Here is a 14,474-nt window from a genome sequence, read left to right as displayed (position 1 = left end):
CGCCACAGCAGACAAACCGGCGCCAGCGCCAGCATCCCGATCATTTCTGATATTGCCCAGGTGGCGATAAAGTGCAGTGGCGGAGCGCCAGCATCATTCAGCAAGCCGTTAGCCAGCAATCCGCCGAACAGTGGCGCGGCAACTCCAATGGCCGCCAGCATTTTGTACCAGCTGCTTAGCGAGCTAAGGGGCGCTTTACGATCAAGAACCCGCCGCAGCAGAAAGCCGCCAGCCAAAGCCTGCAATAAATTTACCAGCGGAAAGCTAATATTGGCCCACGACACACCAAGCATTAATGCATTGGCTAACACCACGCCGACCAGACAACTGAGCAGCAGCGGCAACAGCGCAGCAAGGGAGTGACGGAACACCACCACGGTCATCAGGGTGGTGGGAAACCATAATGGCGAGATATTGCCATTGACCATGATCAGTTCAATACAAAATAGCGTCAGCGCGAAGCTTAACGCGCCCAGGATTAACGCTTTTCCCCACCCTGAAGTGGTGAGTCGGTGAGAGAGAATATCTGCTGTCATCATCGGTTCCAGCTGCATGCCTGAGAGCCGAACAGGCTGATTTACACGCTTTCAACAATACTCGTTTCTTGTTGCATGCTAGCACATTCGTTGTGCAATGCTTGTGGCAAAGCGAAATAATGCGCGCCATAACCGGGAAACCGCGCGGCCGGAAGAGGGCGATAAAAAACCCGTTGGTTAATGCTGTTTCAATAATTCGGTACGGGTAAACGGTTTCTTTAAGCCGGTGATCTCTTTGGAGAGATTGATCAGAAAGCCCTGGGTGGTCGCCAGGCGGCCATGACTGAACAGCAGCACCGGCACCAGCAGCGCGACGCAAAGCTGCACCACACTAAACCCTTTTAGCTGAGAGCTGCGCTGTGAGATCAAGAATGCGCTGCTCAGGGTATAGCCCAGTAACAGGCCGCTGACCACTTCGCTGGTGGAGTGGACATCCAGCTCCAGACGCGAAAAGCCGACCATCAATGGGATAAGATAGCCGACCGCCACCGCTGTGACGCGCGCCATTGAAGCTAAACGGCCGGACAGCAGCCAGAACATCACCGGCCACAGGGTAGCGGACATCGCACTGTGGCCGCTAAAACCGGTGAAGTTAAAGCGTGCGCTGCCAATGCCAAACCCCATAAACGCAATTTTAGACAGGCTGACCAGCGCGCCGGCGAGGCAGAAAACCACAATCCAGAACCACACGGCGCGCCGATCGTTATTTTTCCACGGCATCACCAGCGCAATAATCACTGCGGTGGGGATGAGCAACATGCTGTCACCAAGATAGCTTAATGTGTTCCAGGACATAGTTTTCCTTCAGGGTAATAACGGACTTCAGGCCAGCGCGCCAGATAACCATGAGTTTACCGAGGAAAACAGTTTGCGCCAAAGGGGGAATTTCTGAAAAGCGCGATACCGGTTTTTTCTGGCATCACTTCAGCTAAATCCCTATAATTGCCAGCGAAACAACCCTCTCATTCCTGACCCGTCAATAAGGCAGAGCAAAACGACTCCGCCTTATCGATTAGTCACATAGTTATCAGGTCTTTAATTTTATGACTGACAAGTCTCACCAATGCGTCATTGTAGGAATCGCAGGCGCATCAGCGTCGGGGAAAAGCTTAATCTCCAGTACCTTGTATCGTGAAGTTCGCGATCAGGTCGGCGATGAACATATCGGCGTGATCCCGGAAGATTGCTACTACAAAGACCAAAGCCACCTCACCATGGAAGAGCGGGTAAAAACCAACTACGACCATCCCAGCGCCATGGATCACAATCTGCTGCTGCAACATTTGCAGATGCTGAAATCGGGGCAGGCGATTGAATTGCCGGTTTACAGCTATGTTGACCACACCCGCACCAAAGAAACTATCCATCTGAAGCCAAAAAAAGTCATTATTCTGGAAGGCATTCTGCTGCTGACCGATGCGCGTCTGCGTCAGGAGATGAATTTCTCAATTTTCGTTGATACGCCACTGGATATTTGTCTGATGCGTCGTATGAAGCGTGATGTCAATGAGCGTGGGCGTTCGATGGATTCGGTGATGGCACAATATCAAAAAACGGTGCGCCCAATGTTCCTGCAGTTTATTGAGCCATCCAAACAGTATGCTGACATTATTGTGCCGCGCGGCGGTAAAAACCGTATCGCGATCGATATTCTGAAAGCGAAGATCAATCAGTTCTTCGAGTAGCGGCGGCGTGCTTGCCACCCGATGATTAAATGCCTTAAAAATGACAGGGTTGGCATAGCGTTTGCGCTAACCCTGTGGCAGTGTTAGCAACCAATACAGTGATGGAGTAGACGGCGATGAGATTATGCGATCGCGATATCGAAGCCTGGCTTGACAGCGGCAAGCTTGAAATTACGCCGCGTCCACCGGTAGAGCGCATCAGTGGCGCAACGGTGGATGTGCGCCTGGGCAATAAATTTCGCACCTTTCGCGGTCATACCGCTGCCTTTATTGATTTAAGCGGGCCAAAAAATGAAGTCAGCGCGGCACTCGATCGGGTAATGAGCGATGAAATCGTGCTGCCGGAAGGGGAAGCCTTCTTTCTGCATCCGGGAGAGCTGGCGCTGGCGGTCACCTTTGAGTCGGTGACGATTCCTGATGACCTGGTCGGCTGGCTGGATGGGCGCTCGTCGCTGGCGCGTCTTGGCTTAATGGTTCACGTCACCGCCCATCGTATCGATCCCGGCTGGCAGGGCTGCATAGTTCTTGAGTTCTATAATTCCGGTAAGCTTCCTTTAGCATTACGCCCCGGAATGCTGATTGGTGCGCTAAGCTTTGAACCATTGTCAGGTCCGGCTGCGCGCCCTTATAACCGTCGTCAGGATGCGAAATATAAGGATCAGCAAGGCGCGGTTGCCAGCCGAATTGATAAAGACTAACAGCCTGGCGCTTCAGGCGGATAAGAGGATCGGATGAGAAGATTGATTACCACGCTGGCCATATTGTTGGTAGTAATTGTGGCAGGCATGTCAGCGCTGGTACTGCTGGTGAATCCCAACGATTTTCGTGCCTATATGGTGCAGCAAGTTGAACAGCGCAGTGGCTATAAACTGGAGCTGCAAGGCAATCTGCGCTGGCACGTCTGGCCGCAGCTGAGCATTCTTGCCGGACGGATGTCGATCACCGCACCTGGCGCGCAGCAGCCGCTGATTAATGCGGAAAATATGCGCCTTGATGTCAATCTTCTGCCGCTGTTATCTCATCAGCTCAGTGTTAAACAGGTGATGCTGAAAAACGCGGTGATCCGCGTTACCCCTGAAAGCGAGGCGCAGCGCCCGGAAAATGCGCCGGTTGGCCCATCTGGCTCATCGGCTCCGGAACCGGTCAGCGGCTGGAAATTTGATATCGCCAAATTGCAGGTGGCGGACAGCTTGCTGGTCTGGCAACAGGCTGGCGGTGAACAAATTAATTTCCGCGATATCAACCTCAACCTGGCGCAAAACGACCGTAAACAAGCCCGTGTGGAACTGACGACGCGCGTCAGTCGCGATCAACGTGAGCTTCAGCTGGCACTGAACGGGGCGATGGATGTCACTGAGTATCCACAGCGCATTGCCGGCAATATTGATCGACTCAGCTGGCAGTTAAAAGGGGCGGATTTACCGCCGCAAGGCTTGCAGGGTGAAGCATCGCTGCTGGCTGACTGGCTGGATGAAACCCAGCAATTCTCGCTAAAAAATATCGCGTTAACTGTCAATAACAGTCAGCTGAATGGCACTGTTTCTGGAAAGTTAGGCGCTACGCCGGATCTCAATATCGATCTTCATGCGCCGAAGCTGGATATCGATACGCTTGTCGGTAGAAACTTTCTGCAAACCGTCAGCGACGCCCATCCATCGCAGGTACATACCGCTGGCCGCGCGCCGGTGATTGCCCAGCCAGCCGAACGCAGCAATGAAAACTCACCGCTCAATGCCATCACGGCGACGCTGAGGATGCAGATTGATGCGTTGCGCTGGCGCGGTATGGATTTCAGCCAGGTACAGCTTGCCGGCAGTAACGACCACGGGGCGATGAATATTGCTACCCTGACCGGCAAAACTGACTCCGGCGATTTCTCACTGCCAGGCACGGTGAATATCCGTAATCCACTGACTCAGGTCACCTTCCAGCCGGTGTTCAATCAAATTGAGCTGGCACCGTTGCTGAAAGCTTTCGAACTGCCGGAAACGGTCAGTGGCAAGCTGTCAATGAAGGGAAAACTGCACGGCAATGGACTTAGCGTGGAAGATTTCAAGCAACACTGGCGTGGCAACGCTGAGATGACTATGCAAAATGCGCGGCTGGCCGGGCTGAATTTCCAGCAGATGATTCAGCGTGCGGTTGAACGCAGCAGCGATCAGGTGCGTGGCACTGACTCTGATGTCAGCTACACTGAAGTACAGCACCTGAAAGGCTCGCTCCAGCTCGACAATGGTTCCATGGCACTGGTCAACCTGCAAGGGCGTTCAGCGATGCTTGATCTCGCGGGCAAAGGTATTATTGACCTCGACAGTCAGCAGTGTGATATCACCTTTAACATCAAGGTAATCAATGGCTGGCAGGGCAATAACGAACTGGTGCAAAAACTGACAGAAACCGCTATCCCGCTGCGGCTGTATGGCGCGTGGGATAGCCTGCAATATTCTTTACAGGTTGACCAGGTGCTGCGTAAACGCATTCAGGACGAAGCCAAATCGCGGATTAACAGCTGGATTGAACGTAATCAGGGCGATAAAAACAGCGAAGATGCGAAGCAATTATTGAAGGATAAGAAGTAATTACAGGGGCGGCACCCGGCATATTCTCAGGCCGGGAGCCGGTATTGCACAAATGATATCAACATCTTACCCGTAGGGGCGGCGTTATCGCCGCCCGTGCCGAAGATTTGCATCCCTGCATGCCATCAGAACGGAAGCCGTTTCCGGCTCCCGTCTTAAGCTATCGATTCCGGAACCTGTAACGGAATAATCTGCACCTTCTGTACCCGATGACTGTCAACCTTTAGGGTGCGGAACAGATAGTCGCCAACCTGAAGTTCTTCGCCTTCCTGCGGAATACGTTGCAGATGCTCCATTAATAGCCCGGCAATGGTGTGATACTCGCGCTTCTCATCGAGAGGCAGTTTCAGATACATCACCAGATCCTCCAGCGGCATATGACCATTGGCGGTCCAGCTACCGTCTTCGTTTTGCAGAATATCGTGACGCGCATCCAGCTCTTCGCTCTCATTGGGCAAATTACCGGCAATCGTCTCCATCACATCACTTAGCGTCACCACGCCTTCCACCGAACCAAATTCATCGACGACAAAAGCAAAGTGCGTACGGGCATTACGGAACTGCTCCAGCGCCTGTAACAGCGGCAACTGCTCGGGAAACACCAACGGCTGGCGAATCAGTGCGCGCAAATCGAGAGAGTTTTCATGCAGCGACTGTTGCAGCAGGTCAATAACATGCACTACCCCCAGCGGTTCGTCACTCTTTTCGGTGATGATAATACGCGTGTGCTGATTGCGATCGAGCTGCTCCATGATTTTCGCCGGCTCATCACTGAGATCGATATTCTCAATATCGTGGCGTGACGTCATGATACTGCGAACGCTTCGCTGCCCCATGCCCAGCACCCGGGCGATCATCAGGCGTTCCTGCTTATTAAAAATGCCCTGACTTTCGTTATGGTCGGCCACCAGTGATGAGGTTTCAGCATCGAGATCGGCATTCTCATGGTGCCCGCGCAGTAGGCGCAGCACCGCTTCGGCAGTCCGTTTGCGTAGCGGCAGCTTCGCCGACAGGAAGCGACGACGATTAAACTGCGCCAGCTGATTCAGCGCTTCGATAATCACCGAAAAACCGATAGCCGCGTAGAGATAGCCCTTAGGGATATGGAAACCAAAACCGTCGGCGATCAGACTAAAACCAATCATCAGCAAGAAACTGAGACAGAGAATAACAATCGTCGGGTGACTGTTAACAAAGCGGGTGAGGGGCTTACTGGCCAGTAGCATCAGGAAAATTGCCACCACGACAGCGGCCATCATCACCGCGAGATGATCCACCATACCCACTGCGGTAATCACCGAATCCAGTGAAAACACGGCGTCCAGCACCACAATTTGCGCCACTACCGGCCAGAAACGTGCGCCACGCTTTTGCGTATTCTGCTCTTCGTCCTTACCTTCAAGCCGCTCATTTAGCTCCATGGTGGCTTTAAACAACAGGAATACTCCGCCAACCAGCATAATCAGGTCACGCGCACTGAACGGATGCCCTGCCAGAGTAAGCAGCGGTTTAGTCAGGGTGGCAAGCCAGGAAATAGAGGTCAGCAGCAGCAAACGCATCACCAGCGCGAGTAACAAGCCCGTTACGCGCGCGCGATCGCGTTGCGCAGGCGGCAGTTTCTCTGCGAGGATGGCTATAAAAACAAGATTATCAATACCTAACACCAGCTCCAGCACGATCAACGTGACCAGACCGGCCCAAATTGACGGATCGGCGATCCATTCCATACGACGTAATTTACCTTATAAGATGCATTAACCAGATTAATGCTGATATTGGAACGGGAAGCGCAAAAACGCAATGCTATCTAAGACTAATCCTAAGTTGAGGATAAATGGGCAAAAGACACGCGTGTCGCACGACTTTTATCCACCGCATGACAGGCGGAAAATTTATACTGATGGAAATTGCAGCGAATTTAGGTTAATAACGATAAAAATAGTATTATCAACATAGAATTTTCCGGAAACGACTGATTTCTTTTTTAAGCCTAACCTATTGATTATTAATGTGATAGGATAATTTAAGTTAGTCTTAATCTGAAAGTGGCCGGGATCTGGCTTCCCGCCCTTGTAACAAACATTCAATAGTATGAAAATCTGGTCATAACTTATGTGATCACATCGTGATAAATGGGCCTCTGGTAAGCAGACAACCCTGAAACGGATTTAATGGTGGGTTTTCAGTTTTAACGCTGGAATTCACCTAATCTTTGTCCTCGTAATAGCTCTGTCCCTCCTAACAGCGTTGGTAGCTGCAAGCCAGGGGCGGTAGCGTGTCTGAAATTGCTTAAGCATTACTATTCAGCCAGTCAACATAAATATCTTTTATCAGGCCACTTTAAGATAAAAGCTATAAAGTGGTTTCTATTTAATTTGATGTGATAATCTGCGTAAAATGTATCTTCGGATGAATCTGACAAAAATCAGCGATTTCGTACAGTTACGGCTTGTCGGTTAGCGGCATATTGCTACACTTCCTCCTTCGGTTGCATGCGAATTTTTGGACTTCCTGATGAGCAGCGTAAATCAGCATTTGATTAGGCTGGCTTCAGGGAGTAGCTCCCTGATGATGGGACTAAATAGTTGGGTAAAAAGCTGGACGTGGATGGAGATGGTTCACGAACACTTTGCGGTGTTGGCCGCTCAAGATAATAAATCAGCAACAGCGATGAAAATTCAATGATGAAATCAAAACTTAAGTTGGCTCCCTTACTGGTGTCAATAACACTGCTCGGTGGTTGTACCATAATCCCTGGGCAAAACGTTTCGACAAGCGGTAAAGATGTGATTAAGCAGCAAGATGCTGATTATGATATCGATAAAATGGTCAACGTTTACCCAATGACTCCGATGTTGATTGAGCAGATGCGAACTGCCCCTGTAGTTGCCCGACCAAATCCTCAGTTGGATCGAGAGCTTGCAGGCTATGAGTACCGCATTGGTATCGGCGACGTCCTGAGCGTCACCGTCTGGGATCATCCAGAATTGACTACTCCAGCAGGTCAATACCGCAGTGCCAGCGATACGGGTAACTGGGTTCATTCTGATGGCACTATTTTCTATCCATACATTGGAAAGGTAAGTGTATTGGGTAAAACCATCCAGCAAGTGCGCGATGAGATACAGCGTCGTCTTGCGACTTATATTGAAAGTCCGCAGGTGGATGTAAATATTGCTGGTTTCCGCTCACAAAAGGTCTATGTGACCGGCGAAGTTGGAACTTCGGGTAAACAGGCTATTACCAACATTCCGTTAACTGTTCTCGATGCCATTAACTCAGCGGGTGGTTTATCTGCCAATGCAGACTGGCGCAATGTGGTTCTGACTCATAATGGTGTTGAGAAACGTATCTCGCTGCAAGCATTAATGCAAAATGGAGATCTCACGCAAAACTATTTGCTTTATCCAGGTGATATTCTCTACGTGCCACGTAATGATGACCTGAAAGTGTTTGTGATGGGTGAAGTGAATAAGCAACAGACATTAAAAATGGATCGCAGCGGTATGACGCTGACGGAAGCTTTGGGCAATTCAGAGGGTGTCGATCAGACTGTAGCTAACGCGACAGGGGTATTTGTAATACGTCCTAACCGTGAGCAAGGCGGAAAAATGGCCAATATCTATCAGTTAGATACCTCAGATGCCACAGCAATGGTGATGGGAACTGAGTTCCAGCTTCAGCCATACGATATTGTTTACGTCACGGCAACGCCACTCACGCGCTGGAATCGTGTTATCAGCCAGTTGCTGCCGACGATTAACACTGTTCGCTATGGTGTCAGTACTACCCATCAGATCAAAACTTGGTAAACCTGTATGTTTAATTCAGTATTAATTGTCTGCGTAGGCAATATTTGTCGCTCTCCGACCGGAGAACGGCTGTTAAGAAAGTACTGCCCCAATTTGAAAGTTGACTCCGCAGGATTGGGGGCATTGGTTGGCCATGAAGCTGATGCCAGCGCCAAGGCTGTGGCAGAGAAAAGGGAGCTTTCCCTGGAAAGCCACAGCGCACAACAAATTACAGCTTCAATGTGCCGAAGTTATGATCTGATCCTGGTTATGGAAAAAAAACATATCAATGACATTACAAAAATTGCACCTGAAGTCCGGGGTAAGACGATGCTGTTTGGGCATTGGGCATCAGGACGAGAGATTCCTGACCCATACAGAAAAAGTATGGAAGCTTTTGAATCCGTATATCTTTTATTGGATGACGCCGCTCAGAAATGGGCTCACGCACTAAACCGATAATCAGGCATAATAATGGTAGATAAAAAATCAGATAGCACGCAGAAAGTTGCAGATGCTAAAGATGAAATTGATGTAGCACGTATATATGGTTCATTAGTTGATCACCGTTGGCTTATCCTCGGTGTCACCGCCTTATTTACATTAGTCGGTGTAATATACTCAATGCTTGCAACACCAATTTATAGAGCTGATGCATTGGTTCAGGTAGAGCAGAGTCAGGGTAGCCTGGTGTTAAGTCAGTTATCCAGTATCATGCCGGATTCCAAGCCGAGATCTGATGCCGAAATCGGACTATTAATGTCTCGTATGGTGTTAGGTAAAACGGTTGAAGATCTCAATCTTCAGACAATAGTTAAAGAAAATCATACGCCTATTATCGGCGCTGGCTGGGCTCGCTTAACGGGAGAAAAGCCAAAAAGGATCAACGTATCGCGCTTTAACATTGCGCCAGAGTTAATTGGCCAGGGATTGGAGCTGAAGATCGGCGATAATAAATCCTTCACGCTCTCTTCCAGCGATGGCGAAGTACTGAGTGGTAAGATTGGTGTACTGGCAAAGAAAGATAACAACAGTATTTTGATTTCCGATACTGATGCTGAGGCAGGTGATTCTTTTACCATAGTAAAGAATGGGTATCTGCAAACGTATAACAATCTTGTGTCGCGGCTGACTGTAATTGATCAAGGTAAGGATACTGGCGTTTTATCCCTAACGCTTAATGGTACCGATCCTGATGAAACTCAGGCGATTCTGCGTTCAATTACCGAAAACTACTTGTTGCAGAATGTTGAGCGTAAATCAGCTGAAGCAGAAAAGAGCCTCAACTTCATAACAAATCAGTTGCCTGAGGTACGTCAAACACTTGACGAGGCCGAGAATAAACTGAATCAGTTCCGTCAGGCTAATGATTCAGTAGATCTGTCACTGGAAGCAAAATCGATGCTGGATACGATGGTAAACGTCGATAATCAGCTGAATGAATTGACATTCCGCGAGGCAGAAATATCCAAGCTCTATACTAAATCGCACCCAGCTTACCGTACTTTGCTGGAAAAGCGTCAGACTCTGGCAGATGAGAAAAAAAACCTCGAGAAGAAAATTAGCGGCTTACCTGGAACACAGCAAGAAATCATCCGCCTGACGCGAGATGTTGATGCAGGTCAGGCAGTCTTTATGCAACTCTTAAACAAGCAGCAAGAACTGAGCATCAATAAGGCCAGCACTGTAGGTAATGTGCGTATAGTCGATCCCGCACTGGCACTTGCAAGCCCAATTGCACCTCGTTCAGTAATCATTATTGCAGTATCACTGATTTTGGGTCTGATTATTTCCTCAATCTATGTGATCATGAAAACGATCCTTATTCGTGGAATTGAAAGTCCTGAGCAGCTGGAAAGTAGCGGTATTAACGTTTACGCCAGTATCCCTATTTCTGAATGGCAGCAGCAAAAAGATCGTAAGCTTAGCGATCTTGGCAAATTCAAAGGCAAAAAAGAACTACGTGCTGGTGAATTACTTGCAATCGCCAATCCGGCTGATTTATCGATTGAAGCAATACGCAGTCTGCGTACTACTATGCACTTCGCAATGATGGATGCGAAAAATAACGTAATTATGATTTCAGGTACCAGTCCTGATATCGGAAAGACGTTTATTAGTAGTAACCTGGCAGCGGTAATGGCACAGTCTGGTCAGCGCATCCTGTTTATTGATGGTGATTTACGTAAAGGTTACTCGCATGATCTGTTCCAGTCTGATAACAAACACGGCCTGTCTGATGTGTTGTCAAACCAGGCGAATGTAGAACAAGCAATCCGCAATACAAACGTGGAAGGGCTTGACTTCATTCCACGTGGTCAGTTACCACCGAATCCTTCTGAGCTATTGATGAGCCAGAAGTTTGTAGATTTGATGGACGATGTGCAGAAGCGGTATGACATTGTGATTATCGATACTCCACCAATTCTGGCGGTAACCGATGCAGCAATAATTGGTTTGCAGGCGGGAACCAGTATGTTGGTTGCAGGTTTTGAGAAAACGACTGTTAAAGAAGTTGAAGTCAGTATGCGCAGGTTTGAACAGAGTGGCATTGAAATCCGAGGGGCCATTCTCAACCTGGTAATGAAAAAAGCTGCCAGCTACTATGGCTATGGTTATTATCACTACAGCTACGAATCAACTAAGCCTTAATAAATAAACCTTCGATAAAAGCCAACCGGATAACCGGTTGGCTTTTAAGGTTTTTAAAATGAATCATATTGAGATAAGTAATATGGATAGTTCTACCGCACCCTTAATTAGTGTAGTAATTCCTACCTTTAATCGTGCTGACATCATTCTAAAAACCCTAACCAGCGTTCTTGAACAGACCCATGAGAATATTGAAGTTTTTGTGGTAGATGATGCTTCTACAGACCATACCGCAGAGGTTATGGCGACGGTAATGGATCCACGAGTTAATTTTATACAACTCAAAGCCAATAGTGGTGGCACGCGTCCTCGTAATGAAGGAATAGAGCGTAGCACGGGTAAGTTTATAGCCCTGCTTGATTCTGATGATGAGTGGTTACCTGAAAAGTTGGCCACTCAACTTGATTTTCTACAGCAACAACCAACTCAAGACCGTGTATGCATGACGGCTAAATTTAATAAGCGTGCAGAAGGTTTACACATTAGAAGAAATAAAAATGTAAAGAATGTTAGTTCGATTATGGAGTATCTGCTCCTTGGCAACGATTTTCAAACAAGCACCTTGATGTTGGATGCGAATATTGCAAAAATAACTGGTTTTGATCCACAACTAAAAAAACATCAGGACTGGGACTTTGCTCTACGCTTACAAGAAAATCATGCTAAGTTCTATTATCTTGATGAAGCTTTAACCATTTATGATGATTCAGATGCTATTACACGTATCTCATCCGATGGTAAACGCGATAAATCTCTAATCTGGCTGGAGAGTATAAAAACGCGAATTCCTGATCATATCTGGTTTGGATTCTATGCAAAGATAATTGCAGATAGTTATCTGTTATCTTCAGATGAAAAGATTAAAGGGATTAAAATATATCTCAGTTTTCTTTTCACAGGGAAAATAAAACTGACACATTTTATGGCAATGATGAATGAAAGAATAAAAAAACTAATGTCCATAATGATGAAAAAAATTTCCTCGGAGAATAATAAAAATTCGAAAATCCAAATTGGCGAAAAAGAATGAAATTTATATCACTTAAGGTTGGTTTAAGAAAAGATCGCTATCTTTATTTCGATCCGCATATGACCTTTATGCTTTTCCTTTTAATGCTGATTATGATGATAGGTGTTGCGCTGATTAAAGAATCGGTGATGAATTCCTACTTTTTCTCAGACCAGCTAACTATATTCAGTTTTATGAAATATACATATGGATTTGCCATGGGGAATTCATATGGTAGTACTGCATACTTTTATAAGTTATTGGGTTTTGAGCAAAGTTCGATAGTCTTTGCACTCATTTCGTCACTGATATTAATTAGTGTTTACACTTTTATTTTTGTAAAAGTGAAAGGAGGGACGCTTAATCTTATCGATTTATCAGTGTTTTTATTCTTTTGCTTCTCATCAATGATTAACCTTACCTGGCAAAGTAAGGATTTTATAGTTTTCCTCATGATTATGCCGTTATTGCTGACCTTTTATAGTCGCATTGGCGGTCTTATTATCTGGACACTATTTGCTTTATTTTATGCTTACTATTTTCGAACTTATTGGTTTTTGTTTTTAATTGAATTTTATGGTCTGTTATTCATGACGCGCTTTATAAGTCATGCAAAATGGATTTTTGTTATGTGTATACTATCCCTGCTAGTATTGGCTATTGGGTTTCAATACGGATTGGGAATAGATGTTGACTCATTTCGTACTGCAGTGAATGAACATAGGCTCGAGAGAACTGGCGACGGTAGTAATACTCTAATTACACCTTGGGTAGGTTCCGGGAATCCAATATTTGGCTGGATAAATGTTACAATTACATGGGTAACGTTTTATTTCCCATTCCCGCTTATACTGTTGCTATCACCGTACTATGTGCTGATTTCGTTCTTTATTATTATAATGTTTCATCGTATCTGGAAAACTTTACACAATGCACTACAAACCAGAGGTAATCCGATACTCATTATATTTTCACTGATAATTATTTCATTTACCGTTGTGCAAAGCATATTTGAACCGGACTATGGTAGTTATCTTCGTCACCTGGCACCATTTTATCCCTTGATGTTTTATGTGTATTTAAACTTTGGGAAATTCAAAAAGGAAGATTAAATGAAGATCCTTCATGCTGCAGAGACGATTAAAGGCGGTGTTGCAACCGTACTTAAGCAACTGGTCTCCGCACAGCAGGATGATAAGGCACTTTATCAAATTCGCTGCCTGATTCCTGAAGACCAGGCGATTGAACTGGATACCGCACATGAAGAAAATATTGTCAGGTGGAAAAGAGAAGGGCGTTCGGTTGGAGCGTTAGTTGCTTTTGCAGTGTCTTTCTGTAAAACCGTACTTAAATTTAAACCTGACATTGTCCATCTACATAGTTCTTTCGCTGGCGTCATTGGACGTACTTGCCTTATTTTTCTCTATCCTGTGGTAAGACCTAAAGTCTTTTATTGTCCACATGCGTTCAGTTTTCTGATGGAAACCAGCGGTAAAAAGAAACGATTATATGCTTTGATTGAAAAAGCACTGTTGCCTATGACCGATGCTATTATATGCGTTAGCCAATATGAAGCTGACAAGGCAAAAGAACATGGTATTAACCCGGATAAGCTTTTTGTTGTTCATAATGGGGTAGGGTTTAGGACACTCTCAAATAAAGATAACAGTGATGTTGATAACCATGAGATCAATCTACTCTTTGTTGGACGTTTCGATTACCAAAAAGGCTATGATATTTTAATTGAGGCGATGAAAAAAGTAGCCAATCCAAATATCAAACTTACATTAATCGGTGATACTGTCCATGGTTCTCAAGCAATAGAGAAACTGCCTGATGCAGAATATACAGGGTGGTTAAAGTCCGGACAGATGGAATATTATTTTCGCGCTGCCGATGTTTTAGTTATACCTAGCCGTTGGGAAGGTTTTGCTATGGTTCCCCTTGAGGCAATGAGTTACTCTTTGCCTGTCATCTCCAGTGATGCCACTTCTTTACCCGAAGTGGTCGTAAACGGCGATACGGGATATCTTTTCAAAAACGGGGATGTGAACTCATTAGTATCAGTGTTGAACAACTTAGACAAATCTGAATTGAGGGTTATGGGACAGAAAGGCAACGCTTTCTTTACCCAAAACTTTACCTCTCAAGCTATGATATCGAAAACGCACACCCTGTATGCTGAATTATTTAATAAGTGATAACCATATCAACTAAAGTGA

Annotated in this window: 12 protein-coding genes; 9 read left to right on the top strand and 3 right to left on the bottom strand. The window is 46.4% G+C overall.

Translation table 11 applies throughout. From position 1 onward, the window contains the following. Positions 1-536, bottom strand: a 536-nt coding sequence (locus NG42_RS02815; protein ID WP_052897602.1) for an MASE1 domain-containing protein, incomplete at its 3' end; no start/stop codon positions are given. 177 nt (positions 537-713) lie between these two features. Continuing rightward, the gene (locus tag NG42_RS02810) at positions 714-1,331 is read right to left on the bottom strand and encodes a phosphatase PAP2 family protein (protein ID WP_052897600.1); all 618 of its coding nucleotides are present in this window, start codon (positions 1,329-1,331) and stop codon (positions 714-716) included. A 248-nt stretch (positions 1,332-1,579) separates the two neighbouring features. Here NG42_RS02810 and udk point away from each other — a divergent pair, with 248 nt between their 5' ends. The 3 genes from udk to asmA all read left to right on the top strand — a co-directional run bounded on the left by udk (position 1,580) and on the right by asmA (position 4,800). Further along, on the top strand, positions 1,580-2,221 hold the full coding sequence (gene udk / locus NG42_RS02805; RefSeq protein ID WP_052897598.1) for a uridine kinase: 642 nt from the start codon (positions 1,580-1,582) through the stop codon (positions 2,219-2,221). Positions 2,222-2,337: 116 nt separating this feature from the next. Beyond that, entirely contained in the window at positions 2,338-2,919 is a 582-nt protein-coding gene (gene dcd, locus NG42_RS02800; RefSeq protein ID WP_052897595.1) for a dCTP deaminase, read from the top strand. 33 nt (positions 2,920-2,952) lie between these two features. Next, positions 2,953-4,800, top strand: a complete 1,848-nt coding sequence (gene asmA / locus NG42_RS02795; protein ID WP_052897593.1) for an outer membrane assembly protein AsmA — start codon at positions 2,953-2,955, stop codon at positions 4,798-4,800. A 155-nt stretch (positions 4,801-4,955) separates the two neighbouring features. Here the strand turns inward: asmA and NG42_RS02790 are convergent, their stop codons facing one another. Then, entirely contained in the window at positions 4,956-6,527 is a 1,572-nt protein-coding gene (locus NG42_RS02790; protein ID WP_052897591.1) for a TerC family protein, read from the bottom strand. A gap of 954 nt (positions 6,528-7,481) precedes the next feature. Here NG42_RS02790 and NG42_RS02785 point away from each other — a divergent pair. Genes NG42_RS02785 through NG42_RS02760 form a run of 6 tightly spaced genes read left to right on the top strand, consistent with a single transcriptional unit; the run spans position 7,482 to position 14,453 of the window. Then, on the top strand, positions 7,482-8,612 hold the full coding sequence (locus NG42_RS02785) for a polysaccharide export protein (protein ID WP_052897589.1): 1,131 nt from the start codon (positions 7,482-7,484) through the stop codon (positions 8,610-8,612). Positions 8,613-8,618: 6 nt separating this feature from the next. Next, on the top strand, positions 8,619-9,053 hold the full coding sequence (locus NG42_RS02780; protein WP_052897587.1) for an arsenate reductase/protein-tyrosine-phosphatase family protein: 435 nt from the start codon (positions 8,619-8,621) through the stop codon (positions 9,051-9,053). 12 nt (positions 9,054-9,065) lie between these two features. Then, positions 9,066-11,243 carry a tyrosine-protein kinase Wzc gene (gene wzc / locus NG42_RS02775; RefSeq protein ID WP_052897586.1) on the top strand — a complete coding sequence of 726 codons (2,178 nt, stop codon included), beginning with the start codon at positions 9,066-9,068 and terminating at the stop codon, positions 11,241-11,243. A gap of 58 nt (positions 11,244-11,301) precedes the next feature. Then, the gene (locus NG42_RS02770; protein WP_156322227.1) at positions 11,302-12,273 is read left to right on the top strand and encodes a glycosyltransferase family 2 protein; all 972 of its coding nucleotides are present in this window, start codon (positions 11,302-11,304) and stop codon (positions 12,271-12,273) included. After that, the gene (locus NG42_RS02765) at positions 12,270-13,364 is read left to right on the top strand and encodes a hypothetical protein (RefSeq protein ID WP_052897584.1); all 1,095 of its coding nucleotides are present in this window, start codon (positions 12,270-12,272) and stop codon (positions 13,362-13,364) included. The genes NG42_RS02770 and NG42_RS02765 overlap by 4 nt, the downstream gene beginning before the upstream one ends. Beyond that, a complete protein-coding gene (locus NG42_RS02760) occupies positions 13,365-14,453 on the top strand; it encodes a glycosyltransferase (RefSeq protein ID WP_052897582.1) in 1,089 nt (362 codons plus the stop codon). Positions 14,454-14,474: the final 21 nt, after the last annotated feature.

It is taken from the genome of Winslowiella iniecta (assembly GCF_001267535.1).
GTDB lineage: Bacteria > Pseudomonadota > Gammaproteobacteria > Enterobacterales > Enterobacteriaceae > Erwinia > Erwinia iniecta.
Note: the sequence above shows the minus strand (reverse complement) of the source record. Positions and strands in the feature narration are given on the sequence as shown.

What these genes read in the sequence shown, in the direction of transcription:
- NG42_RS02810 (WP_052897600.1), bottom strand. Translation starts at nt 1,331, where the DNA reads ATGTCCTGGAACACATTAAGCTATCTTGGTGACAGCATGTTGCTCATC.
- udk (WP_052897598.1), top strand. Translation starts at nt 1,580, where the DNA reads ATGACTGACAAGTCTCACCAATGCGTCATTGTAGGAATCGCAGGCGCA.
- dcd (WP_052897595.1), top strand. Translation starts at nt 2,338, where the DNA reads ATGAGATTATGCGATCGCGATATCGAAGCCTGGCTTGACAGCGGCAAG.
- asmA (WP_052897593.1), top strand. Translation starts at nt 2,953, where the DNA reads ATGAGAAGATTGATTACCACGCTGGCCATATTGTTGGTAGTAATTGTG.
- NG42_RS02790 (WP_052897591.1), bottom strand. Translation starts at nt 6,527, where the DNA reads ATGGAATGGATCGCCGATCCGTCAATTTGGGCCGGTCTGGTCACGTTG.
- NG42_RS02785 (WP_052897589.1), top strand. Translation starts at nt 7,482, where the DNA reads ATGATGAAATCAAAACTTAAGTTGGCTCCCTTACTGGTGTCAATAACA.
- NG42_RS02780 (WP_052897587.1), top strand. Translation starts at nt 8,619, where the DNA reads ATGTTTAATTCAGTATTAATTGTCTGCGTAGGCAATATTTGTCGCTCT.
- wzc (WP_052897586.1), top strand. Translation starts at nt 9,066, where the DNA reads ATGGTAGATAAAAAATCAGATAGCACGCAGAAAGTTGCAGATGCTAAA.
- NG42_RS02770 (WP_156322227.1), top strand. Translation starts at nt 11,302, where the DNA reads ATGAATCATATTGAGATAAGTAATATGGATAGTTCTACCGCACCCTTA.
- NG42_RS02765 (WP_052897584.1), top strand. Translation starts at nt 12,270, where the DNA reads ATGAAATTTATATCACTTAAGGTTGGTTTAAGAAAAGATCGCTATCTT.
- NG42_RS02760 (WP_052897582.1), top strand. Translation starts at nt 13,365, where the DNA reads ATGAAGATCCTTCATGCTGCAGAGACGATTAAAGGCGGTGTTGCAACC.